Raw genomic sequence first — 23,400 nt, 5'->3', positions numbered from 1 at the left:
TGAACGGTCAACGCCCGGTGCGCAGTCCGACGACCGCGCCCTTGAACTCCAGGCTCCGGGAAGCCGCTTCGAGGATGTCGAGCACCTGCAGGCCGGCCCGGCCGTCGGTGAGCGCCGGCCGCCGCGTCCGGATCGCCGCGGCGAATTCCTCGACCATGCTGCGCAGGGCCTCCTTCTCGCCGAGCGCGGGCGCGACCATGTCGCCGGTCCGGTAGGAGACGAGCATGTCGCGGCGCTCGTCCGCGCCGATCTCCTGGGGGGCCGTCAGGTCCACCCCCCGGTCGAAGACCGCGACCCGCTGGGTGGGGTTGAGGTCGTCCCAGACCAGGGTCCGCTTGGAACCGCCGACCATGGTGGTGCGGACCTTCACCGGGGACAGCCAGTTGACGTGCACGTGGGCGATGGCGCCGGTGTTGAGCTGGAGCGTCAGATAGGCCACGCAGGACTGGCCGGCGCCGATCGGGTCGGCCCCGTGCGCGGCGACGGCGACCGGCCGGACGTTCTCGGGGAGGATGAAGTCGAGCACGGACAGGTCGTGGGGGGCCAGGTCCCACAGGACGTCGATGTCCTTCTGGACCAGCCCGAGGTTGATCCTGACCGAGTCCACGAACTGGATCTCGCCGAGTTCCCCGGAGCGGACCATGTCACGGATGCGGGCGACCGCCGGGGTGTAGCAGTAGGTGTGGTCGCACATGAGGGTGAGGCCGCGTTCCTCGGCCTCGTTCACCAGCCGCAGGCCGTCCTCGTACGTGGCGGCGAGGGGCTTCTCGACGAGGACGTGCTTGCCGGCGCGCAGGGCGGCCAGGGCCACGTCGAGGTGGGTGCCGGCCGGGGTGGCCACGGCGACCGCTTCGACGGCCGGGTCGGCGAGGACCGCCGCGTAGTCCGAGGTCGCCTGGACGGTGGAGTAGCCGCCGAGCACCTGGCGGGCCCGGTCTACGTTCAGGTCGCAGAGCCAGCGGAGCCGGAACTCCGGGCTGGACTGGAAATTGCGGACGAGATTGGGGCCCCAGTACCCGGCTCCGACGACGGCGACGCCTAATGGCCCCCCCGGGCCCGCACTTGCGGCTCCGGCGTCCCGGCCGGCGTCCTTCGCGGTGTCCTTCACAGCGTTCCCTTCCTTACCGCGCACGCCCGTGGGCGTGTCGCGACCCAGGGCCGGGGCGCGTGCGAAGGAAGGGGGTGCCGTCGGAGGCGGGCCGGGCGCCTGCGCGACCCGTGCGTGACCCGCCCGACGGTGATGGCCCCCACGACCGATGCCGTACGTGTTCCACGTACTTTCCGCCCCCCGGCCGTCCGGCACCCCTCGCGCCGGTCCAGCCCATGGGCGGGCGGCCCGTTCCCCCAGGCCATCCCACCCGTACCTGCCGCAACTTCCGTACTCCGGACGGAATATGGCGTCGCCGAAGCGCGCCGGATCCGGTCGGCTGGGTTCAATCTAGACCACCGTGCCCACCCCCGGGGAGAGTTGGAGGAAACGGTCGGTACGGGCGTTCGGGCGTGCATACTTCCGGGGTGACCAGCATCGTGATCCCGGCCCACAACGAGGGCCGGGTCATCGGCCGGCTCCTCGACGCGCTCCTCGCCGGCGCCCCGGAATCCGGACAGCCCGACATCGTCGTGGTCTGCAACGGGTGCACCGACGACACCGCCGCCGTGGCGGGCGCGCGCGGCTCCCGCGTACGCGTGGTGGAGATCGCCACTCCCTCCAAGCACACGGCGCTCCGCGTCGGCGACGAGCACGCGCGGGGCTTCCCCCGGCTGTACGTGGACGCCGACGTGGTGGTCGGAGCGGCCGACGTACGAGCCCTGACGGGCGCCCTCGCGGACGGTCCGGGGCTCCTCGCGGCGGCCCCCGGCCGCGACATCCCGCTGGCCGGATGCGTCTGGCCGGTCAGGGCGTACTACCGGGTCTGGCAGCTGCTGCCGGCCGTCCGCGAAGGACTGTTCGGGCGGGGGGTCATCGCGGTGACCGAACCGGGGCACGCCCGGATCGCCGCGCTGCCCCCGCTGATGGCCGACGACCTCGCCGCGTCCCTGGCCTTCGCCCCCGGGGAACGGCGCGTGGTCGAGGCGGCCCGGGTGGTGGTGCATCCGCCGCGCACCTGGGGCGACTTGATCAGGCGGCGCGTACGCGCGGCGACCTCCTCCGCCGAACTGGAGCGCTTCCAGGCGCAGCAGGCGCACGCGCCCGCGCAGGCTCCGCCCGGCCGACCGGTGACCGCCGCCCCGTCCGCGCCCGCCGTCCCGCCCGCGCCCACCGCCACCCACGCGCCCGCCGCCCCACCCTCTGCCCCGTCCGCGCGTACCGGCGCGGGCGATCTGCGCGCCCTGCTCCGGGCCCAACCGCGCCTGTTGCCCGGGGTCGTGGTCTTCGTCGTGGCGGCCCTGGCCGCCCGCCGGGGATCCCGCAGGGCCATCCGGTCCGGGGACTTCTCCACGTGGCTGCGCGACGAGAGCAGCCGGCGGGGCTGAGGTCCGGGCCGGCGGGCGAGCCGGGCCGCCCGCGCACAGGACGCCGAATCGGGCCGTACGCCGCCCAGTTGGCCCGTACAAGCACTAGGGTTTCGCTCGTGCGTCCGCGGATACCCCGTACGTACGCGTGACGCAGACGACCCAGACCGCCGGCACCCACCGGGAGCTCGAGAGCATGTACCTCGCGGACCGCTCCGCACCCGCCGGCGCGAAGACCGCGGCGGACGGGAGACCCGTCCGGGCCCCGGCCGTCGCCTCGGCGGTCCTCGCCCTGGGCGCGGTCAGCCTGATCACCGATGTCTCCTCCGAGATGGTCACCGCCGTCCTGCCGCTGTACCTCGTCGCCGGGCTGGGCCTGAGCCCGCTCGGCTTCGGCGCGCTCGACGGCGTCTACAACGGGGTCAGCGCGCTGGTGCAGCTGACCGGCGGCCACCTCGCCGACCGGATCCGCAACCACAAGCTGATCGCCGGCATCGGTTACGGCCTGTCGGCCCTGTGCAAGCCACTGCTGCTGCTCGCGCACAGCCTCGGCCCGGTCGGCGTGGTCCTCGCGCTGGAGCGCACCGGCAAGGGTCTGCGCACCGCTCCGCGCGACGCCCTCATCTCCCTCTCCACCCCTGACGCGTTACAGGGCCGCGCCTTCGGCGTGCACCGGGCCATGGACACCACCGGGGCCCTGCTCGGCCCGCTGGCCGCCTTCTTCATCCTGAGTCTGACGGTGGACGGGTACGACGCGGTCTTCGGCGTCAGCGCCTGCGTCGCCGTCCTGGGCGTCGTGGTGCTCGTGCTCTTCGTCCCGTCCGGAGCCGGCCTCGGCCCGGCCGCGGTCCCGCCCGCGGTCCCGCCCGCGCGGCGCCCCTCTTCCCGCGGCCCGTCCGCGACCGACGGCGCCTCGCCGGAGGCCGGATCCCAGGACCCGGCCGCCCGGGACCCCGAAGCCCGAGACCTCTCCGCCCGGGACCCCGCCTCCCCGAAGCCCGGCACCCCGAAGCCCGCCGCCCCGAAGCCCGGCACGGTCAGCCTGCGCGAGGCGGTGGGCCTGCTGCGCCTGCCCCGGCTCCGCGCCCTGGCGGCCTGCGCCGCGCTGCTGGGCCTCACCACCGTCAGCGACGCCTTCCTCTACCTCCTGCTCCAGGACCGCACCGGGATCGGCGAGCAGTGGTTCCCGCTGCTCCCCCTGGGCACCGCCGGCGTGTTCCTGCTGCTCGCCGTGCCGGCCGGCGCCCTCGCCGACCGGATCGGGCGCCGCACCGTGTTCCTCACCGGGCACGCCCTCCTCCTCGCCGGGTACGGGCTGCTGCTGTGGGCCCCCGGCCTGTCGGCCCTCCCCTACCTCCTCCTCGCACTGCACGGCATGTTCTACGCGGCCACCGACGGGGTCCTCCCGGCCGCCGTCGCGGCGACCGTCCCGGCCGGGCTGCGGGCCACCGGGATCGCCCTCGTCGGCACCGGCCAGGCCCTGGCCCGGTTCGGCTGCTCCCTCGCCCTCGGCGCCGCGTGGACGGTCTGGGGCTCCGGCCCGGCGCTCGCCGCCGCCGCGACGGGCCTGTGCTGCTGCGCCGCCGTCGCGGGCTTCGTACTCCGCCCCACGGCCCCGGAGGGCGACGGCCCCGACGCCTCCGGCACCCCCCGACGCCCCCGAGGAACCCGAGGAACCCGATGACGCGCTCCCGCCGGCTGCTCGTACTCGTGCTGGCCGTGCTGCTCCTCGGGGCTCTCGCCGCCGTCCTGGTGCTGCGCGCCGCCGCCCGCGGCGAGCAGACCCGGGAGGGCGATCCCACGGTCGCCCGCGGCGAGGTCGCCCTCGGCCGGACGGACGCCCTGGCCTTCCTCAACGGCGCTCAGGGCCCGCACCGCGGAGCGCTCGTCTCGGTACCGGCCGCAACGCCCCGGGCGGAGCGCACCGCCTCCGACCTGAACTGCCTGCGCTTCCACGCGGCCGCGGGCACCGGCGTCTGCCTCAGCTCCACCCCGGGAGCCCTGTCCCAGGAGAACCGGGCCCTGATCGTCGATTCCGGCCTGCGCACCCTGCGCGGCTTCCCGCTCGCGGGCACCCCCTCCCGGGCCCGGGTCTCCCCCAGCGGGCATTTCGCCGCCTGGACCGTCTTCGTCTCCGGGGAGTCCTACGGCTCCGCGTTCTTCTCCACCCGCACCTCGATCGTGGACACCCGGACCGGGGCGCTCGAACCGGACCTGGAGAAGTTCTCCGTCCAGCTGGACGGGAAGCCGTACAGCGCGGGCGACGTGAACGTCTGGGGCGTGACCTTCTCCAAGGACGACGACACCTTCTACGCGACCCTCTCGACGGGGGGCCAGACCTACCTGGTGAAGGGCTCGCTCGGGCAGCGCAGCCTCGTCGCCCTCGCCCAGAACGTCGAGTGCCCGTCCCTGTCCCCCGACGAGACCCGGGTCGCGTACAAGAAGCGCGTGCTGCGCGGTGCTTCCCTGTGGCGCGAACACGTACTGGACCTGCGCACGCTGCGGGAGCAGCCGCTCGCGGAGAAGCGCAGCGTGGACGACCAGGCCGTCTGGCTCGACGACCGCACCGTGGCCTACGCCCTGCCCACCGAGGGGGCCGTGGACACCACGGACCTCTGGACGGTCCCGGCGGACGGCACCGGAGCCCCCCGCGTCCTGGCACCGTCGGCCTCCTCTCCGGCCCGCCTCGGCTGACGGACGGCCGGAGGACGGCTGAACGGCTGAACGGCAGCTGAACGACGGCTGCCGAACGGTGGCCGGACACCGGACGGATGTCGGCCGTCGCCCCCAGGGCGTGCCCGAGGGCAGGCAGAATCGTTGGGGCAGGCATGGGCACTACACACGCGACCGGCTCGCCCTCCGTGGCGCGGCACCGGGCACCCGAACGCGGTCCCGCCGTGCCGGTGCGGGGGATCCCCCGGCAGCAGCCGGGCGGTACCACCGCCGCCGGCGGGGGCGCCGGGCCGGCCCTTTTCGACCAGCTCGTGCGCGAATGGGAAGCGCGCGGGGCCACGGTACCCGGCCTGCCCGACCCCTTGTGGGACCGGCTGATCACCTACGAGCACTTCGAGCGGGAGACGGACGCCACGCTGCGCAGCCTGCGCCTCGACCGCGCCGACCCGCCACCGGATCCGGCCGTGCCGGGCCCCCGCTGGCGACGGGCCTGAGCCGGCGGCGGCAGCCCCGTTCCCCCGTCCCCTGTTCCCGCGATCCCTCAGTCCCTCAGTCCCTCACCGGCACCGCCGCGGCGAGCCGCCCGCCCGCGGGAAAGTGCAGCCGGTCCAGCCGGGCCCCGTACGGCCACTCCGGCGCCCGGTGGAAACAGAGGTCGCTCGGGACGGGCGCCTCGCGGAGGTCGGCCGCGTGCGTGCCGTCCGGCAGCCCGGCGGCCGCGGCCGCGGTTCCCCGGTGTCCGGGTCGATCCGGGCCTGCGCGAGCGCGTGGCCGCGACCGTACGGGACGCGGGCCAGCGGCCCGTACGTCCCGACGCCGCCCGGCATGCGGTGCGGTAGCGGATCCACGGCGCGTTCGGACGGCCACGGCAGCAGGTCCAGCGGGGGCAGTCCGGTGACGGTGACCCCGCCGATCTCGCGGAGCACGACGCGCACGTCTCCTCCGGGACCGCGACGGGCCAGGCGTCCAGGTCGGAGTCGGCGCGGCCGGCCGCGAGGACGACGAATCCGGCGTGGCGGGCGGCCAGTTCGCGCAGTTCGGCCACCGCACGGTGCGGGGGGTGTCCTCGGGCAGCGCGTGGCGGCGTACGGGACGGGGCCAGGAAGTCCCCGCTCACGCGGGAGCGCAGCAGCAGGGCCCGGCCTCCGGCGCGGGCCAGCCCTCACTGGATCTCGCTGCCGCCGCCCCCGCCTCTCGCCCTCTCGTCCCCGCGCGGCCGGCCCTCGGACCGGGGCCGCCGCGCCGTTGCCCCGGCACCGTACAGCGCCGCCGTGTCGTAGGACGCCGCCCGGCCCGTCGGGGACCGATAGTGGAGCGGTGAGCGACTCGGCAGCGGGAACCGGACACGGCGGTGCGAGCGGCGAGGGCCGTGACGGCGAGGAGGAGCGCGTCGCGGGGGAGGAAGGGCGCGTCGCGTGGTCCGGGCCGGAGGGCGCTCGGGCCTTCGCGGCCGTGGAGGCGGCCACGGACTGGCTCCTCGGGTATCCCTTCGTCTTCCGGGCCCTGGCGGGGCGCATCGACAGCCGCCACGTCCTGGTGGACTACGGATGCGGGCCGGGCCACGTGGCCGACCGCGCGGCCCGGCGGCTCGGATCGCGGGTCCTGGGCGTGGACACCTCCCCCGAGATGCTGGACCTGGCCCGCCGCTCCGGGACGGCGGTGGCCGAATACCACCTGGTCGCGGACAACCGCACCGTCTGCCTGGCGGACGGCAGTGCCGACGCGGTGATGTGCAACCACGTACTGGCCTCGCTGCCGACGCGGGAGACGGTGCTCGCGGTGTTCCGGGAGGTCCGCCGGCTGCTGCGTCCCGGGGCCCCGTTCGTCCTGCTGGCCACCGATCCCGCCTGCAGCGGTACGGAGTACGCCTCGCTGCGCATCGGTGAGCCGGGCGAGCGGTACGGTCCGGGCGACCCGCTGACCGTACGGCTGCGGCGCACGGACGGGAGCTGGCAGGAGATGCCCAACCACGCCTGGCCCGTGGACGTCTACCCGCCGCTGCTCGAACGCGCCGGGTTCCGGGACGTCGTACAGCACCGGCCGACCGTGGACGAGGCGCTCGGCCTCGTCGACGCGGAGTTCGCCGCGGCCCGCACCTGGTCGGCGGAGCGGGCGAGACCACCCCTCGTGATCACCACGGCGCTCGCGGTCTAGCCGTCTGCTTCGGCCCGCGCCGGGGCCCCGGGTCGAGAGGCCTGTCTGCCCCCGCCCGCCGCCGGGTGGTCAAGCGGCGGCCCGCTCCCGGCCGAGGAACAGGACGGTGGTGAGGGTTCCGGCCAGCACGATCGCCGTGTTGACGACGATCGCGGCCGTGATGCCGGAGTGGATGTCGGTGTGGGCCGCCGCGATCGCGCTCATGACCGGGGTGCCCATCGTGATGCCGATCTGCTGGGTCATGGTGGCGAGGCCGGTGGCCATGCCCTGCTCGTGGTCCGGGAGCCCGGTGGTGGCGGTGACCATGAAGCCGACGATGACCAGCATGTTGCCGATGCCGCCGGCGAAGGTGGCGGCCAGCAGGAGCCACAGGCCGGTGGAGGACGTCCCGAGGGCGACCAGGCTCAACGTGGCGGCGGCCTGGAGGAGTCCGCCGGTGATCAGGGTCGTACGGGTGGACGTGGCCCCGATGACGCGGGACGCGAGGGAGCCGCCGATGACGGTGCCGAGGCCCAGGACTCCGAAGGAGAGGCCGGCCGCCAGCGGGGAGAAGTCGAGGACCTCCTGCAGGTGGAGCGTCATGAGGAAGACCAGGCTCGTCTCCGTCAGGAAGGCGATCAGTCCCGCGGTGTTGCCCCAGGCGACCGTGCGCTTCTTCAGCACGGCGACGGGCACGAGCGGGCTGACGGTCCTGGACTCGACGGCGTAGAAGGCGATCAGCAGGAGCACGCCCGCCGCGAGCCAGATCAGCGCCGTCGCCGAGTCCCAGCCGTGCTCGCCCGCCCGCGTCAGTCCGTAGATCAGGGCCAGGAGACCCAGGGTGACGGTGGCGGCGCCGGGCAGGTCGAGCTTCGGGCGGGTCACAGGGCGGGACTCCTTGATGACCGTCGGGGCGATCGCCAGGACCGCCAGGGCGACGGGCACGTTGACGAAGAACGCCCAGCGCCAGGAGAGCAGGTCCGTCAGGACGCCGCCCAGGACGGCGCCCGCCGTGAACCCGGCCGACATCAGCGCACCGTTGAGGCCCAGTGCCTTCTGGCGCAGCGGTCCCTGGGGGAAGGAGGTCGTCAGGAGCGACAGGCCCGCCGGGGTGACCGCGGCCGTCGCCAGCCCTTGGAACACCCGTGCGGTCAGGAGCATTTCGGGGCTGGTGGCCAGGCCTCCGGCCAGGGAGGACAGGCCCAGGACGGCGAGGCCCGCCAGGAAGACCCGGCGGCGGCCGAAGAGGTCCGCGATCCGTCCGAAGAGCAGGGTGAATCCGGCGGCGCTGAGCGCGAACGACGTCGCGATCCACTGGAGGCCGGAGAGCGAGAAGCCGAGCCCCTCGCCGATCACCGGCAGCGCCACGTTCAGGATCGAGAAGTCGACAGCCAGCATGAACTGGGCGACCAGCAGGACCCCCAGGACGAGCCGCAGGCGGCCGTCGAGCCGGGCCCCTTCGGGCTCCCGCTCCCGCTGCCGTTTCCCCTTCGTCTCCTCCCGCTCCCGCCCCCTCTCCTCCCGGCTCCCCTTCTCCTCGGCCGTGTCCACGTCCCCGCGCACGTTCCCGGTAACCGGCATCGCCGTACTTCCCTTCCCTCGTCCGTCACGTCGTTCCGGAAAGCGACTCTGGCCCTCTCGAGGGGAGTTACCCAGCCCCCTGGCTCTGCTGGCGCCGGGGAAGCTAGCACTGGCAGGGCCACCCTCGGCGGGCCCGCTCCCCGGGCCCGCGCGGCACACTGGAACCCATGGACACACCCACTGCCCTGGGCGAATTCCTTCGCAACCGCCGTGCCCGGCTCCAGCCGGAGGACGTCGGGCTGCCGGCGCACGGCACCCGCCGGCGCGTGCCCGGACTGCGCCGCGAGGAGCTGGCGCTGCTCGCCGGAGTGAGCATCACGTACTACACACACCTGGAGCAGGGGCAGAGCACGAACGCCTCGGACAGCGTCCTCGACGCGCTCGCCCGCGCCCTGCGCCTGACCCCGGACGAGCACGCGCACCTACGGGATCTCGCCCGGCCGCCCAAGGCCAAGCGGGCCCGGTCCCCGCGTCCCGAGCACGCGCGCCCCACCACGCGCCGGCTGATCGCAGCGATGCCGCAGATCCCCGCCGTCGTCCTGGACGGGCGCAACAACGTGCTCGCCTGGAATCCGCTGGGGCACGCCCTGCTCGCCGGGCACCTCGCCCCGGAGAGCCCGGACGACCCGGCCGCCCGCCCCAATCTGACGCGCATGCTCTTCCTCGACCCCCACACCCGGGAGCTGTACGCCGACTGGAAGAACGAGGCACGCGTCGCCCTGGCGGCGCTGCGGCTGGTCGCCGGGCGCAATCCCGAGGACCGCGCGCTCGCCGAGCTGATCGGTTCGCTGATGCTGCAGAGCCCCGATTTCGCGGCGCTCTGGTCCCAGCAGCCGGTACGGGACTGCACGGTGGGGACCAAGGCCCTGCGCCACCCGGCCGTGGGTCCGCTGACCCTCGACTTCGAGAACCTCCACGTGGCCGACGGGACCGGCCACCGCATGCTGCTCTTCAGCGCTCCCGAGGGATCCCCGTCCGACGCGGCGCTGCGGCTGCTGTCCGGTCTGGTCGCCGATTCCGAGGCGCTTCTGCTCGATGATGCTTGTTCGGACGGAGTTTCGAGCATCTCTTGACATAGATGGGCTCCTGCGCTGCACTTTGGCCACTCCCTCCGGCCGTCACGGCCGGAGGGGGACGCACCCCCGCACTCCCCCGACTCCCACCACACCTGGGGACTGGCCATGCGCCTGCTCAGATTCCTGACCGCCGCCGCCTTAGCCTTGGCCGCGCTCTCCCTGCCGGGCGCCACCACCGCCTCGGCTTCCGCCGCCGCCGCGGCCCCCGCCGCGGCCCCCGCCGCTGCCGCCGCCGGGGCGCCGCAGACCGTACCCGCGTTGCGCCAGTGGACGGCCGGCAGCGGCACGTACAGCTTCACGAGCACCAGCAGGATCGTCGTGGATCCCGCGTACACCGCCCAGCTCTCGGACGAGGCAGCCACGTTCGCGGAGGACCTGGGTGCGCTGGCCGGGCGCCCGGTGACCGTCGCCACCGGGACCGCCTCCCCCGGCGACATCGGCCTGAGCCTCGGCGACGGTGCGCTGCCCGCCGAGGGGTACCGGATGACCGTGGGGCAGAGCGTCGCCATCCAGGCGGCGACCGATGCCGGCGCGTTCTACGGCACCCGCACCGTGCTGCAACTGCTCCACCAGTCCGCTTCGGTGGCGGCGGGCACGGCGGTGGACTGGCCAGCGAAGGCCGAACGCGGGCTCATGATCGACCAGGGCCGGAAGTTCTTCACCGTCGCCTGGGTCGCCCAGCACATCAAGGAACTGGCGTACCTCAAGCTCAACTACTTCCACTTCCACGTGTCGGACACCTTCGGCTTCCGGCTGGAGAGCACGACCCACCCCGAGATCGTCTCCACCGACCACTACTCCAAGCAGGACATCGCCGATCTGGTCGCGCTCGGGCAGAAGTACCACGTCACGATCGTTCCGGAGATCGACACCCCGGGGCACATGAACCAGATCCTGGCCGCCCACCCGGAGCTCAAGCTCAAGGACAGCTCGGGCACGGCGAGCGCCGATTTCATCGACCTCTCGCTCCCCGCCTCGTACACGCTGATCAAGGACCTGATCAACGAGTACCTGCCGCTGTTCCCCGCGGCGTACTGGCACATCGGCGCGGACGAGTACGTCACGGACTACAACAGGTATCCGCAGCTGCTCAGTTACGCCCGCGCCCACTACGGCGCGAACGCCACCGCCAAGGACACCTACTACGGGTACGTGAACTGGGCGGACGCGCTGGTCCGGGCGGCCGGCAAGACCACCCGGATGTGGAACGACGGCATCAAGGCCGGCGACGGCACCGTCACCCCGAACGCCGCGATCCTCGTGGAGTACTGGTACAGCTACGGGCTCACCCCGCAGCAGCTGGTCGCCGCCGGGCACAAGGTCGCCAACCAGTCGTGGACGCCGACCTATTACGTGCTCGGGGGTGCGAAGCCCGACACCAAGTGGATGTACGAGAACTGGACCCCGGACACGTTCGAGGGCGGCAACGTGCTCGCGGACGGGACGAAGAACCCCGGTTCGCTGCTCCACGTGTGGTGCGACAACCCGAACGCCGAGACGGAGACCCAGGTCGCCGCCGGCGTCATGTACCCGCTGCGCGCGCTCGCCCAGCAGACCTGGGGCTCGCCGAAGCCGGTGAGCACCTACGCCGCCTTCACCCCGATCGTGGCCGCGATCGGCCACCACCCCGCCTGGCCCGGCAGCTCCCAGCCGGGCAACCTCGCCCTCAACCGCCCCACCACCGCCTCCAGTACCGAGACCGCCGCCTTCCCCGCCGCCCTGGCGACGGACGGCGACCCGGGCACCCGCTGGTCGAGCGCGTACGCCGACCCGCAGTGGCTGGAGGTCGACCTCGGGTCCAGCCAGGCCGTCAACCGGGTGATCCTGCGCTGGGAGGCCGCGTACGGCACGTCCTTCCAGATCCAGCTCTCCGACGACAGGGCCACCTGGCGCACCGCCTACTCCACGACGACCGGGACGGGCGGGGTCCAGGACCTGACCGGGCTGACCGGGTCGGGCCGCTACATCCGCGTGTACGCGACCCGGCGCGGCACCACGTACGGCTACTCGCTCTACGACTTCGAGGTGTACGGGGGCCAGTTGAGCGGGCCGCGGACCCTCACGGCCGCCGGGAAGGCGCTCGACGACCCGGGGAGCTCCCCGGCGTCCGGGACCCAGCTGATCACGTGGACTCCGCACGGGGGACCCAACCAGCAGTGGCGGCTGGCCCTCAACGGCGACGGCAGTTACACCATGGCCAACGGCTCGTCCGGCCTCTGCGCGGACGTCTCCGGCGGCTCCACGGGCGCCGGAGCGGCCGTGATCCAGGCCACCTGTGGCGGCGGCGACAGCCAGCGCTGGCTGGTCACGGCGCTCGGCGGGGGTGAGTACGCGGTCACCAACAAGAAGAGCTCGCTGCGGCTGACCACCGCTTCCGGCGCGGAGGGGGCCCTGGTCACCCAGCAGCCGAGCGGCACTTCGGTGTACCAGCGCTGGCAGATCGGCTGACGGCGGGCACCACACGCTCAGGGGCGGCCCCGGACCTCGGGGCCGCCCTCGCGCGTCTGCGCTCTCGTGCGTCTGCGCTCTCGTGCGTCGCTGCCCTCGTGCGTCGCTGCCCTCGTGCGTGTGTACCGGGCCCGCGCTCACCTGGTCTCCCCTGCGCACCCGGTCTGCCCTGCTCAGCCTTCGGGTTCAGGCCGAGTGGCCGAGCGCCCCGGGTCCGGCCCACCGCCCGCTCATGCGGCGTCGGCGCCGCCGCAGTCCGGGTGCCCCCAGCGCGAACCGAGCTTGGTGATCTTCTCGCCGGCGGCGTACTGCTGGCCGCACGGGCAGGTGCCGGGGAACTTCGCCTTGATGGTCACGCCTCCGCGCACGGCCGTCGCCTTCCCGGCGGCCGCGGCGCCGGTCCCGGTACCCGGCGCACTCCTGCGGGCCGAGGCGCCGCGCGAGGAGGAGCTCCGGGCGGGCGTGCTGCGCGCGGGCGCCGGGACCGGCATGGCCTCGTGGCCCAGCGCCGTGCCGGCCGGTTCCTGGCTGACGGCCGCGTCGCTGGCCGCCTGGTCAGCGATCGCGTTCAGGTGGTCGCCGTCCTCACGGTGCGCGGGGACGTAGCGGAACTCCACGTCCCGGTCGGTCAGCAGCGCGTCGATGCTCTCGACGAGCTCCCGGTTCGCCACCGGCTTTCCCGCCGCGGTCTTCCAGCCGTTGCGCTTCCAGGCCGGCAGCCACTGGGTGACGGCCTTCATGGCGTACTGGGAGTCCATCCGTACCTGTACGGCGGTCCCCGGCGCCACGGCCTCCAGCAGCCGTTGCAGGGCGGTGAGTTCACCCACGTTGTTGGTGGCCCGGCCGAGCGGCCCGGCCTCCCAGCGTTCGGGGCGCCCGTGCGCGTCGGCGATGACCCAGGCCCATGCGGCAGGCCCGGGGTTTCCCTTGGCCGCGCCGTCACAGGCGGCGATGATGCGATCAGACATCCCCCGATCATGCCTCACCCGCGCCCCTCCCCGTGCACGGCGGCGGACGGCGCCCCACGGCGCGCGTCGGGGAGCGGGTCCGCGCACGGGTCCGGGTGCGGCTGCGACTGCGCCCGCGGGTCCGGATGCGGATGCGTCAGCGGCAGGAGCCGGTCCAGGAAGGGCGGGAGCCACCAGTTGGCGCGGCCCATCAGGAACATGGCCGCCGGGACGAGCACCAGCCGGACCACGGTCGCGTCCAGGACCACGCTGACGGCCAGGCCCAGCGCGAGCATCTTGACGACGACCGTGGGCGAGGCGGCGAAGGACAGGAAGACCGCGGTCATGATGAGCGCCGCACTCGAGATGACACGCCCGGTGGCCGCCAGGCCCGTGCCGACGGCGAGGGTGTTGTCCCGGGTGCGGTGCCAGGTCCCGGCGATGGCGGAGAGCAGGAAGATCTCGTAGTCCATCGACAGGCCGAAGACGATCGCGAACATCATCATCGGGACGAAGGACTCGATGGGCACGGGTTCCGACAGCCCGACGAGGCCGCTCCCCCAGCCCCACTGGAACACCGCGACGAGTACCCCGTAGGACGCGGCGGTGGTGAACAGGTTGAGGACGACCGCCTTGAGCGGGACCACCACGCTGCGGAACACGACGGTCAGCAGCGCGAGGGCGGCGGCCAGCACGATGCCGATGATGAGCGGCAGCCGGTCCTTGACGGTGTCGCGGAAGTCCAGTTGCCCGGCGGTCGAGCCGGTGAGGTGGCCCTCGGCGCCGGTGCCCTTCAGCGCGGTGGGCAGCGTGGTCCCGGTGAGCTCCGTGAACAGGCTTCCCGTGGCCGCGCTCTGCGGCCCCTCGACCGGGGTGAGCGTGGAGATGAGCAGCTTTCCGTCGGGGCTCGGCGCGAGGGGGGTGAACCGGGCGATCCCGGCCGTGTCCCGCAGGGCGGCGGTGACCTCGGCGCTGATCCGGTCGGCCGGGACGGTGGCGTGGCGGAGGTCCGTCACCAGGACGAAGGGACCGTTGGCGCCGGGGCCGAAGCCGGGCCCTTCGCCCTCGGCGATCCAGTCGTAGGCGTTGCGGGTGGTGCTGCCCGGGCGGTCGGCGCCGTCGTCGACGTGGCCCAGGCGCAGGGAGAACAGCGGTACGGCGCACAGGGCGAGCAGCAGCGTGCCCGCGGTCAGGAACGTCCACGGACGCCGGGCCACCAGGGCGGCGTAGCGGTGCCAGCGGTCGTGGCCGCCGGTGGTCTCGGCGACCGGGCGGCGCAGGGCGAAGCGGTCGATCCGGCGCCCCATCAGGCCCAGGGCGGCCGGTACGAGGGTCAGCGCGGCCGCACCCGTGACGATCACGACGAGGGTGGCGGCGAGCCCCATCCGTCCGATGAAGCTGAGTCCGCACGCGTACAGGCTCAGCATCGCCACCGCGACGGTGACCGCGGCCACCACGACCGCGCGTCCGCTGGAAGCGGCGGTGCGGCCGGCCGCGTCGACCGGATCGTGCCCGTCGATGAGGTCCTGCCGGAAGCGGGTGGTGAGGAAGAGGGCGTAGTCGATGCCGACTCCGAGGCCGATCATCGTGGCGAGGGTGGGGGCGGCGGTCGCGAAGGTGAGGGCGCCGGCCACGATGCCGACGACGCCCATGCCCACGCCGACGCTGATCAGGGCCGTGACCAGGGGCATCAGCGCCGCGGCGACGCTGCCGAAGGCGAGTACGAGGATCAGCAGGGCCACGACGACGCCCACCGCCTCGCCGGCCTTGTCGTCGGCCGGCGGCCGCACGACCTGGTTCAGGTCCCCGCCGTACGCGACCCGCACCCCCGAGGCACGGGCCGGTTCGGTGGCCGCGTCGAGCGTGTCCGCATAGGCGTGCCCGAGCGTCTTGACCTGCCGGTCGAAGGACACCGTCGTGTAGAGCGTCCGGCCGTCCGTGCTGGTCACGGCCGGGGACGCGGCGGTGACGTGGGGCATCTCCGCGAGGTCGGCGATGCTCTCGTCGACGGCCTGCCGGTATCCGGCCGGCGAGCCCCCGTCGACGTGGAAGACCACGCGCCCGCTGGGGTCGCCGACCCCCGGGGCGGAGGCGGCCAGCAGGTCCGCGCCGGTACGGGACTGCGTGCTGGGCAGGGTGATCTGGTCGCTGTAGACCGGGGCGGCCAGCTGGCGGCCGAGCACCGCGCCGCCCAGCAGGAGGAGCCAGGCCGCGATGACCCAGACGGGGCGGCGGGCGCAGAAGGATCCGAGGCGGCTCAGGCGCGAGGCCCGCGCCGGGGGGTCGGACGGCTGGGGGGAGTACACGACGCCTCCGGAAAGTGTCGGGCAGGAAGGTGTCAGGACCGGCACGCAGCACCTTAGGCAGAAAATGGCAGGACTGACAATTGGCATGAGTGACAATTGACAGAGGTGACGTCATTGCTAGGCTTCGGCCATGAGCCACGATCCGGCCGGCGTCGGCGCCGGCTCCCGCACGGGGGCCGACCCCGGCTCCGACCCCGAGTCCGGCCTGCGCGAACGCAAGAAGGAGCGGACCCGCAAGCTGCTGCGCGAGGGCGCCGCCGCGCTCTTCGCCGAGCGCGGCTTCGCGGGCACCACGGTCGCGGACATCGCCGCCTGCGCGAACGTCTCGGAGCGGACCTTCTTCCGCTACTTCGAGAGCAAAGAGGCCCTGCTGCTGCCCGACAGCATCGACGTCTTCGGCTACGTGGAAGCCGAACTCGCCCGGCGCCCCCCGGAGGAGGATCCGCTCGACGCGGTGTGCAACGCCCTGATCTCCGCCGTGGCGCCGTTCGCCGCTTCCAGCCTCACCGCCCTGACCCACTCCATCTCCGTGGCGGGCGGCGAGCACGCGGTGGCCGCCCAGCTCGTCCAGATCTTCGCCGAGTTCGAGAACCGCCTCACGCTCATGGTCCTGGACCGGCTCCCCGCCGGCACGCCCGACGCCGACCTGCGCGCCGGAGTGATCGCGGGCGCCGCCCTGTCCGCCGTACGCGCCGTCCTGCGCACCCAACGCCGACGGCGCGAGAACGGCACCGTCACCGACACCCCGCCCTCCCACCTCCTGCGCGAGGCCCTGGAGATGCTGAAGCAGATCGGATCCGTCCCGCAATGAAGCTCCGCCGCACCCCCGTCCTCGTCACCGCCGGCATCGCCACCGCGCTCGCCGTGGCGCTGTGCACGACCGACGTGGTGGTCGCCCACTCCGCCCAGGACCGCATAGCACGGGCGGCCGGCTGCCGCCTCCAGGCCGATGGACCCGTCAGCGCCGAACTCACCGGCACCTTCGCCGGACTTCGCGCACTGACGGGCGAAGTGGGCTCCCTCCATCTCGCGGCGCAGGGCGTGCGCCGCGCCGACACCGAGATGAGCGTCGAGGCCGACCTCCACGACGTCACGCGCGACGGAGCCGTGGGCGGCGGCCGGGCGACGGCGACCATCCCCTACGGCTCCCTGCAGAAACACTTGGCCGACTCCGCACCGGCCGGTGACGCGGACGCCGCGGCCGACATGAAGGTGGGCGGCGACGCGAAGGGACTCACCCTCACCGGGACCGTGGGCCGCCTCGGGCTGCCCGTCACCGTCCGCGCGAGCACCAGCACCACGGCGAACAGCCTCACCATCACGCCGACGACGGTGACCGTGCTGGGCCGCGAGCTGCCCATCGCCTCCCTCAGCGGGCTCCCGGGCGCCGCCGACCTGGCCGAGCGGCTCGCACCCCGGACCGTGGACGTCGGCGACCTCCCCGACGGGGTCCGGCTCACCGGCTCCCGTCCCACCAGCGCCGGGCTGAGCCTGGACGTCTCCGTCGCTCCCTCCTCGTCGGCGGCCGACGCCGAGGGGAAGCGCTGCGCCTCGGCGTAGCCCGCGTCGGGCGTCGGGCCGCTCCGAATCGGCTCGCGCCCGCGACCGCCGAGCGGCGAGGATGGCACGACCACCCCGCCGTCCGGAAGGAACTCCGATGAACAGCCCGTCCCAGGCCCCCGCACACGCCGCCCTGGACGGCCTGGTCACGGGCGACGCCTTCGGCGACAGCTGGTTCACGCTCTCCCACGAGAACGTCGAAGAGCAATGGGCGGCACGGCAGTTGCGCCCCGTTCCCTGGGGGTGGACGGACGACTCCGCCATGGCCTTCGTGCTCTTCGCCCATCTGCGGACCCACGGCGAGGTCCGGCCGGGCCGGCTGGCCCGGGAGTTCGCCGCGGAGTACGCGCGGGACGACGGACGCAAGTACGGGCCCTCCATGCACGGCGTGCTGCGCAGGATCGGCGAGGGCGAGGACTGGAGGAGCGTCACCTCCGAGCAGTTCGAGGGACAGGGCTCCTACGGCAACGGCGCCGCGATGCGGGTCGCGCCGCTCGGGGCCTGGTTCCGTGACGACCCGAAGGCCGCCGCCGAGCAGGCCCGGCTCTCCGCGCTGGCCACGCACACCCACCCGGAGGCCGTCGCGGGCGCCGTGGCCGTGGCCGTCGCCGCCGCGCTCGCGGCGGCGGGCGCGGGCCGAGCCGCGCCGTCGCGCGCCGAGTTCCTCCGGGAAGTCGCCGCGTACGTACCGCGCAGCGACGTCGGCTCCGGACTGCGGGTGGCCGCGGGCTTCCCGGCGCGCACCTCGGTGCGCCATGCGGCGTCGGTGCTGGGCTCGGGGTGGCGCGTCTCGGCGCCGGACACCGTGCCGTTCGCCCTGTGGTCCGCCGCGGGGCACCTGGACGACCTGCCCGAGGCGCTGTGGCAGACGGTGGCCGGATGGGGCGACCGCGACACCACCTGCGCCATCGCGGGTGGCGTCGTCGCGGCCCGCACGGGAACCGCCGCCGTCCCGCCCGCCTGGCGCGCGGCACGCGAGCCCATCCCCGCATGGAGCCGCTGGACTCCCCCGCAGCCGGTGGCCTAGCGGTGCTGTGGCCGGGGAAGGATCGCCGGCCACAGCACGGGCTCGTCAGAGGAGGCGCATCAGCTTGTCGCCGAGGGAAGGTGCGGACAGGTCCGCCCCGAGAGCCGCCGGGACCTTCACCGCACCGGCTCCGGTCCCGATGGTCAGCACTCCGATCTCCGTGCCCGCCCGCGCCTCGCGCGGGAGGCCCTTCTCCCCGATTTCCACGGTCAGTTCGAGCCTCTGCCCCGGCACGGCGACGACGGCCGCGTCCTGGGTGGCCACCACCGGGGTGCGGGTCCCGAGCCCGTCGTCGACGTGGCCGAGGACCTGGCCCTTCGTGACCGCTCGGGACTCGGTCAGTGCCGCGCGGACGGCTTCGATGACCTTCTTGCTGTTGTCCTTGACCAGGACCAGGCTGTTGCCGCCGTTCGGGTCGGGCCCCGTGACGTGCTGGTCGAGCATCGTGCCGAGGATCAACGGGGTCTTGTCGCCGACCGACTTGTAGGCCGCCCACATCAGCGCGCCGCCGGCCGGTGAACTGGAGCCGGTCTTGATGCCCTTGATGCTGAGGGGCGACAGGAGCAGGTCGCCGTTGTTGTTGAGGATCGCCTTCGGAACACCCGGGATCGTGGCACTGGGCAGCTGGACGATCGCCCGGAAGGCGTCGAACCGCATGACCGCCTCGGCCAGCTTCAGCTGATCGACCGCCGTGCTCACCGTCTTCGCGTCGAGCCCGCTCGGGTCGGTGTACGTGGTCGAGGTCATGCCGAGCGCCTTGGCCTCGGCGTTCATCTTCTCCACGAAGGCGGTTTCGGAATCGCTGCCCGTATCCCAACGGGCCAGCAGGCGGGCGATGTTGTTGCCCGAGGGGATCATCAGCATCTTCAGCATGTCCTGCTGCGTGAACCGCGTTCCGGTCGTCAGCCCCTCGACGCGCGACTCGTTCTCCGAGGTGCCGTCCGCCACGGCCTTGTCGTCGACCGTGATCGACGGGCCCGCCTCGTCCTTCTTGAGCGGGTGGCCCTTGAGGACCACGTAGGCCGTCATCACCTTGGCCACGCTCGCCGTGGGCACGGGCTCCTGCGCCCCGAACGTCCCGACGTCGCCCGCGCCGACCACCCGTACCGCTGCCTGCCCCTTCTCCGGCCAGGGCACGTCGAAACGGCCGTCGAGGGTGACGGAGTCCGGTGCGTCCCCGTCGGCGAAGACGAGGGCGGGCAGCGGCCGCAGGGCCTGCGCGAGGGCGAGTACGCCGACCAGAACGAGGAACAGCGGCACCCAGATCTTGAACCGGCGGGCCACGCTCCGGGCCGTCGTCTCGGGCGGCGGCGGGGTGTTCGTGAGCTGGGCGAGCAGGTCGAGCGGGGGCAGCGGCTGCTCGGCGGTCCCCTCCGGAGCGGGTGCCGACAGGGCCGTGGGCCCGGACGCGGCGACGGGGGCGGGTGCGGGCACGGGTCCGGAGGCGGGCGCGGGAGCGAACCCGGAGGCGGGCGCCGGGACGGGCGGGGAGACGCGAGCGGCCTGCTGCGGGGCCGCGTCAAGGGGCTTGAGCGCGATGAACGTACTCGTCACCTCCCCCTCCGACTCCGGCTGCGGCTGCGGCTGCGGCTGCGGCTCCGGCTTCGGCTGCGGCTGCGGCTGCGGCTGCGGGTCGGACGACGAAGCGGCCTCAGCGCGCGTACCGGCCCGCGGCCGCGACTCCGCTACCGGCTCGGGGTCCGGCTCGGACTCCCGCTTCGGCTCGGACGCCCTCTCCGGCTCCGGCTCGGATTCGGATCCGGCCTCCGTCGCGGACTCCGGAGCTGCCGTCGGCTCCGGCACTTCGGCGGCCCCGGCGGGCCCGGCGGCGCGTGCCGTCCCGGCCGGGCCCTCGTCCCCGTCCTCCGCCGCCGCCGCGTGGAGGCCTTCGCCCTTCACCGGTACCGCCGTCATGCCGTACACCGCCTTGCTCATGCAGTTCTCGATCACTCGGACGCCAGTCTCCGCGTCCCATATGCGCGGATCATGCGCACAAGATGACCAATTTGTCACAACCCGGTGGTCTCACACTGTCATCAAACGATCATGTGGCCATCACGGCTCCGTCATGAGGAATCCGAAGAATCACTTCTCCCCCACGCGAGGCGCCTTCAGGAAGTCGGACACCGTTCATGAACCACAGGAACCCCGACCCCTCCACACCCGGCAGGCGACGCCTGCTGGCCGGCGGCGGAGCCCTGCTCCTCGCCCTGACCGCCGGCCCCCTACTGGCCACCAGGTCCGGCGAGCCCGTCCCGCGGGACGACGGCCGCGACCCGTCCGGAGCGCCCCGCACCCCCGCCTCCCCCTCCCCGGCCTCCGGCTGGATGCCCGGCGTGGTCAGACGGCCGCTGGAGCGCAACTTCGTCGCAGGGGAGCGCGACGCCCAGCGCGGGCTCGTCCTCCATGTCCAGGAAGGCGAGGGCTCGCTGTACGAGCGCTTCAACAGCCCCGGGATCAAGGCCTCCTCCCACTTCTGGGTCTCGCAGAGCGGGGAGACGGAGCAGTACGTCTCCGTCCTCGACCGGGCCTGGGCCCAAGTGGACGGCAACGGCTCGTGGGCCTCGGTCGAAACCTCCGGCTTCGATACCCGGGCGCTCACCGAAGCGCAGGTCGACGCCGTGTCCCGCATCTACGCGTGGGGCTGCGGCACGCACGGCTGGCCGCCCTCGATCAGCGACTCCCCCGACCAACCGGGCCTGGGCACCCACGCCATGGGCGGCGCCCCGTGGGGCGCCCACGCGTGCCCCGGTACCCTCCGGTCCGGGCAGCGCGCCGAAATCCTCCGCCGGGTGAAGGAACGACTTCCCCCCGCCGGATAGCGCCGGATGGGACCGGACGGCCCTGCGGGGACGGACGGCATCACCGGGGAAGCCTCGGGGCCGGTGAGGTCGTAGCGGACGTACCGCCCGACGTCCTCGTTCCCGTACGGACCGAGCGCGGGGTGGCCGCGGAAGGGGTCCACCTACGCCTCCTCGTGCGGGTGGGTCAGCGCCAGCCGGCCGCCCCCGAACCGCTCGGCCAGCGCGCACAGATCGGCGGCGTGCGCGTCGATGCCGTAGGGCCCCCGGGTGGGTGTCGCTGTGACCGCGGCCCCGCAGGTCGAGTGCGAACAGGCTCCATTCGGAGGCGAGTTCGCGGGCGAGGGCTCCGAAGACCATCGCCGAAGAGCTCGCGCCGTGGCTCCGACCGGGTCATCGCGGATCGCCTCCCTCGGATGGACGGGCGGAGCCTACGCGCGGCCGCGGTGCCGGCGCGAGACGGCCTCGGTCCACCCGCGGGCCCGTGCGCCCGTGCGCCGCGCGTGCGCCCGTGCCCTCGTGCTCCCACGGGGGTGCGCTCAGGTCTGCGGGTGCAGGGCCAGGAGCGCGGAGCGGTGGGAGACCCAGCCCAGGAGGTGGCGCCGTTCCTCGTCGAGGACCGGGAGTCCGTCGCCCTCGTGCGCCGCGAGCAGCGGCATGGCCTCTTCCAGGGACTGGCCCTCGAGCAGTGCGGGCGGGTACTCCCGTACCGCCTCGACCGAGGTGTCGTCCGGCAGGCCCTCGCCCAGTGCCCGCGAGAGGGCGAGCGCGCCGACCGCCCCCTCGTACCGGCCCCGGGCGTCGACGACCGGGAGGCGGCGGGCGTCCGCCGCGATCATCGCCGCGGCCGCGTCGCGCAGCCCGGTCGCGGGTGCCAGAGGGGCCGGCGGCGGTCTCATCGCCGCGCGGACCTCGATCGCGGCCGGACCCGTGAGGTCGAGGTCGACGCCCCGGCGCCGGAGCTTGGTCGTGTAGACGGTGTCGCGGCTGAGCGCGTGGCCGACGCCGGTGGCGACGGCGATGGCGGCCATCAGCGGCAGGATGATGCCGTACTCGCCCGTGAGTTCGTAGATGATGACCACGGCGGTGACCGGCGCGCGGGCCGCCCCGGCGAAGACCGCTCCCATCCCGATGACGGAGTAGGTCGTGGCCGAGCCGGCCACGGCGGGCACGAGGTGGTCGAGCGTCTGGCCGAAGGAGCTGCCGAGCATCGCGCCGACGAAGAGGCAGGGGGCGAAGACACCGCCCGAGCCGCCGATGCCGATGGTGACGCTGCACGCGACGATCTTGCCGACGAGCAGGACCAGCAGGAATCCGACCGTGTAGCCGCCCAGCGCGGCCTTGCCGAGGACCGGGTAGCCGACCCCGTACAACTCGGGCAGCGCGAGCAGGATCGCGCCCAGCAGGATCCCGCCGGCCGCCGGGCGCAGCCATTCGGGGCCGTGCCAGACCGCGTCGCAGAGGTCCTCCACCCCGTAGAGGACCTTGCTGAAGAGCACCCCGACGGCCCCGGCGACCGCGCCGAGCAGCACGTAGAGGGGGTACGAGGCCACGTGGCCCACGTCCAGGGAGGGGGTCAGGTGCAGGAAGGGCTCTCCGCCCAGTACGGCCCGGCCGATCACGCTGGCGGTGACCGAGGAGACGACGACCACGCCGAAGCTCCCGGCCGTGAAGTCGCGCAGGATCAGTTCCGCGGCGAAGAAGACGCCGGCGAGCGGGGCGTTGAAGGTGGCCGCGATGCCGCCGGCCGCACCGCAGGCGACCAGCAGCCGCATGCGTTCCTCGCCCATCCGCAGGATCGATCCGCCGGTGGATCCGAGAGCGGCGCCGATCTGCACGATCGGGCCCTCGCGGCCCACCGAACCGCCGCCGCCGATGCACAGGGCGGACGCGACCGCTTTCACCAGGGCGACCCGGGGCGGGATCCGGCCGCCCTGGCGGGCGACGGCGTACATCACCTCGGGGACACCGTGGCCGCGTGCCTCCCTGGCGTAGCGGTGGACGAGCGGTCCGTAGACCGCCCCCGCGACGACGGGCGCGAAGAGCACGAAGTACGGTCCGAGCCAGGGGACGTAGGGGTTGTCGGCGTGGCCCGCCAAGGAGTACTCGTCGTGCCCCGACAGCACCCGGGTGACCGCCTCGGTCAGCCACCGGAAGCCCACCGCCCCCAGTCCCGCACCGGCGCCCACCAGGAGCGCGGGCAGCAGCAGTCCGGCCTGGGTCCGGCGCAGTGCGGCCGCCGCCCCCTCCGCCGAAAACGGTCTCATCTCACTCCTCGGACACCGGCGCTCTCCCGATCGCGCGCCCCGTCCCCCTGACCGCGATCCCCCGGACCACCCCATCCAACGGTCCGTCCCCGGTCACGGTCCGCAGGCGGGCCGGGTGGTTCGCCCG

Annotated in this window: 17 protein-coding genes; 11 read left to right on the top strand and 6 right to left on the bottom strand. The window is 73.9% G+C overall.

Annotated features, from left to right (window positions below):
* Nucleotides 1–7: 7 nt before the first annotated feature.
* Nucleotides 8–1,108 (bottom strand): Gfo/Idh/MocA family protein, encoded by a 1,101-nt coding sequence (locus ACWF9Z_RS01400; protein WP_453596227.1) that lies wholly within the window; start codon nt 1,106–1,108, stop codon nt 8–10.
* Between the two features lie 407 nt (nt 1,109–1,515).
* Between ACWF9Z_RS01400 and ACWF9Z_RS01395 the strand changes: the two genes are divergently transcribed.
* The 5 genes from ACWF9Z_RS01395 to ACWF9Z_RS01375 all read left to right on the top strand — a co-directional run bounded on the left by ACWF9Z_RS01395 (nt 1,516) and on the right by ACWF9Z_RS01375 (nt 7,281).
* Nucleotides 1,516–2,475, top strand: coding sequence for a glycosyltransferase (locus ACWF9Z_RS01395; protein ID WP_453596225.1), 960 nt, complete (start codon nt 1,516–1,518; stop codon nt 2,473–2,475).
* Nucleotides 2,476–2,650: 175 nt separating this feature from the next.
* Nucleotides 2,651–4,138, top strand: a complete 1,488-nt coding sequence (locus ACWF9Z_RS01390; RefSeq protein WP_453596533.1) for an MFS transporter — start codon at nt 2,651–2,653, stop codon at nt 4,136–4,138.
* Nucleotides 4,135–5,148, top strand: coding sequence for a TolB-like translocation protein (locus ACWF9Z_RS01385; protein ID WP_453596223.1), 1,014 nt, complete (start codon nt 4,135–4,137; stop codon nt 5,146–5,148). Before ACWF9Z_RS01390 ends, ACWF9Z_RS01385 begins: the two co-directional genes overlap by 4 nt.
* Before the next feature lie 134 nt (nt 5,149–5,282).
* On the top strand, nt 5,283–5,621 hold the full coding sequence (locus ACWF9Z_RS01380) for a hypothetical protein (protein ID WP_453596222.1): 339 nt from the start codon (nt 5,283–5,285) through the stop codon (nt 5,619–5,621).
* An 823-nt stretch (nt 5,622–6,444) separates the two neighbouring features.
* The gene (locus ACWF9Z_RS01375; RefSeq protein WP_453596220.1) at nt 6,445–7,281 is read left to right on the top strand and encodes a class I SAM-dependent methyltransferase; all 837 of its coding nucleotides are present in this window, start codon (nt 6,445–6,447) and stop codon (nt 7,279–7,281) included.
* 69 nt (nt 7,282–7,350) lie between these two features.
* On the opposite strand, the gene ACWF9Z_RS01370 is transcribed toward ACWF9Z_RS01375, so the two are convergent.
* Complete coding sequence (locus tag ACWF9Z_RS01370) at nt 7,351–8,841, bottom strand: MFS transporter (protein WP_453596218.1); 1,491 nt, start codon at nt 8,839–8,841, stop codon at nt 7,351–7,353.
* Nucleotides 8,842–9,008: 167 nt separating this feature from the next.
* Between ACWF9Z_RS01370 and ACWF9Z_RS01365 the strand changes: the two genes are divergently transcribed.
* Together ACWF9Z_RS01365 and ACWF9Z_RS01360 are read left to right on the top strand one after the other, a co-directional pair.
* Entirely contained in the window at nt 9,009–9,914 is a 906-nt protein-coding gene (locus ACWF9Z_RS01365; RefSeq protein WP_453596217.1) for a helix-turn-helix domain-containing protein, read from the top strand.
* Between the two features lie 108 nt (nt 9,915–10,022).
* Nucleotides 10,023–12,365: a family 20 glycosylhydrolase gene (locus tag ACWF9Z_RS01360; protein WP_453596215.1), complete on the top strand. Its 2,343-nt coding sequence runs from the start codon at nt 10,023–10,025 to the stop codon at nt 12,363–12,365.
* Between the two features lie 230 nt (nt 12,366–12,595).
* On the opposite strand, the gene ACWF9Z_RS01355 is transcribed toward ACWF9Z_RS01360, so the two are convergent.
* Together ACWF9Z_RS01355 and ACWF9Z_RS01350 are read right to left on the bottom strand one after the other, a co-directional pair.
* Nucleotides 12,596–13,333 (bottom strand): ribonuclease H family protein, encoded by a 738-nt coding sequence (locus tag ACWF9Z_RS01355; RefSeq protein ID WP_453596213.1) that lies wholly within the window; start codon nt 13,331–13,333, stop codon nt 12,596–12,598.
* A gap of 14 nt (nt 13,334–13,347) precedes the next feature.
* Nucleotides 13,348–15,618 carry an MMPL family transporter gene (locus tag ACWF9Z_RS01350; RefSeq protein ID WP_453596211.1) on the bottom strand — a complete coding sequence of 757 codons (2,271 nt, stop codon included), beginning with the start codon at nt 15,616–15,618 and terminating at the stop codon, nt 13,348–13,350.
* A gap of 130 nt (nt 15,619–15,748) precedes the next feature.
* Between ACWF9Z_RS01350 and ACWF9Z_RS01345 the strand changes: the two genes are divergently transcribed.
* The 3 genes from ACWF9Z_RS01345 to ACWF9Z_RS01335 all read left to right on the top strand — a co-directional run bounded on the left by ACWF9Z_RS01345 (nt 15,749) and on the right by ACWF9Z_RS01335 (nt 18,205).
* A complete protein-coding gene (locus ACWF9Z_RS01345) occupies nt 15,749–16,429 on the top strand; it encodes a TetR/AcrR family transcriptional regulator (protein ID WP_453596209.1) in 681 nt (226 codons plus the stop codon).
* Nucleotides 16,426–17,178, top strand: coding sequence for an LmeA family phospholipid-binding protein (locus tag ACWF9Z_RS01340; RefSeq protein WP_453596207.1), 753 nt, complete (start codon nt 16,426–16,428; stop codon nt 17,176–17,178). The genes ACWF9Z_RS01345 and ACWF9Z_RS01340 overlap by 4 nt, the downstream gene beginning before the upstream one ends.
* A 97-nt stretch (nt 17,179–17,275) precedes the next feature.
* The gene (locus ACWF9Z_RS01335) at nt 17,276–18,205 is read left to right on the top strand and encodes an ADP-ribosylglycohydrolase family protein (protein ID WP_453596206.1); all 930 of its coding nucleotides are present in this window, start codon (nt 17,276–17,278) and stop codon (nt 18,203–18,205) included.
* Between the two features lie 45 nt (nt 18,206–18,250).
* On the opposite strand, the gene ACWF9Z_RS01330 is transcribed toward ACWF9Z_RS01335, so the two are convergent.
* On the bottom strand, nt 18,251–20,140 hold the full coding sequence (locus tag ACWF9Z_RS01330) for a D-alanyl-D-alanine carboxypeptidase (protein WP_453596205.1): 1,890 nt from the start codon (nt 20,138–20,140) through the stop codon (nt 18,251–18,253).
* A gap of 197 nt (nt 20,141–20,337) precedes the next feature.
* On the opposite strand from ACWF9Z_RS01330, the gene ACWF9Z_RS01325 reads away from it, so the two are divergent.
* On the top strand, nt 20,338–21,027 hold the full coding sequence (locus ACWF9Z_RS01325) for a peptidoglycan recognition protein family protein (RefSeq protein WP_453596203.1): 690 nt from the start codon (nt 20,338–20,340) through the stop codon (nt 21,025–21,027).
* 518 nt (nt 21,028–21,545) lie between these two features.
* Here the strand turns inward: ACWF9Z_RS01325 and ACWF9Z_RS01320 are convergent.
* Nucleotides 21,546–23,273, bottom strand: coding sequence for a chloride channel protein (locus ACWF9Z_RS01320; RefSeq protein WP_453596201.1), 1,728 nt, complete (start codon nt 23,271–23,273; stop codon nt 21,546–21,548).
* Between the last annotated feature and the right edge of the window lie 127 nt (nt 23,274–23,400).

The sequence above is a fragment of the Streptomyces sp. NPDC054961 genome (assembly GCF_053609145.1).
Note: the sequence above shows the minus strand (reverse complement) of the source record. Positions and strands in the feature narration are given on the sequence as shown.

Coding starts and splice junctions, on each gene's coding strand:
- ACWF9Z_RS01320 (WP_453596201.1), bottom strand. CDS start 23,273: ATGAGACCGTTTTCGGCGGAGGGGGCGGCGGCCGCACTGCGCCGGACC.
- ACWF9Z_RS01325 (WP_453596203.1), top strand. CDS start 20,338: ATGAACCACAGGAACCCCGACCCCTCCACACCCGGCAGGCGACGCCTG.
- ACWF9Z_RS01390 (WP_453596533.1), top strand. CDS start 2,651: ATGTACCTCGCGGACCGCTCCGCACCCGCCGGCGCGAAGACCGCGGCG.
- ACWF9Z_RS01380 (WP_453596222.1), top strand. CDS start 5,283: ATGGGCACTACACACGCGACCGGCTCGCCCTCCGTGGCGCGGCACCGG.
- ACWF9Z_RS01355 (WP_453596213.1), bottom strand. CDS start 13,333: ATGTCTGATCGCATCATCGCCGCCTGTGACGGCGCGGCCAAGGGAAAC.
- ACWF9Z_RS01385 (WP_453596223.1), top strand. CDS start 4,135: ATGACGCGCTCCCGCCGGCTGCTCGTACTCGTGCTGGCCGTGCTGCTC.
- ACWF9Z_RS01365 (WP_453596217.1), top strand. CDS start 9,009: ATGGACACACCCACTGCCCTGGGCGAATTCCTTCGCAACCGCCGTGCC.
- ACWF9Z_RS01340 (WP_453596207.1), top strand. CDS start 16,426: ATGAAGCTCCGCCGCACCCCCGTCCTCGTCACCGCCGGCATCGCCACC.
- ACWF9Z_RS01370 (WP_453596218.1), bottom strand. CDS start 8,841: ATGCCGGTTACCGGGAACGTGCGCGGGGACGTGGACACGGCCGAGGAG.
- ACWF9Z_RS01330 (WP_453596205.1), bottom strand. CDS start 20,140: ATGAGCAAGGCGGTGTACGGCATGACGGCGGTACCGGTGAAGGGCGAA.
- ACWF9Z_RS01335 (WP_453596206.1), top strand. CDS start 17,276: ATGAACAGCCCGTCCCAGGCCCCCGCACACGCCGCCCTGGACGGCCTG.
- ACWF9Z_RS01360 (WP_453596215.1), top strand. CDS start 10,023: ATGCGCCTGCTCAGATTCCTGACCGCCGCCGCCTTAGCCTTGGCCGCG.
- ACWF9Z_RS01345 (WP_453596209.1), top strand. CDS start 15,749: ATGAGCCACGATCCGGCCGGCGTCGGCGCCGGCTCCCGCACGGGGGCC.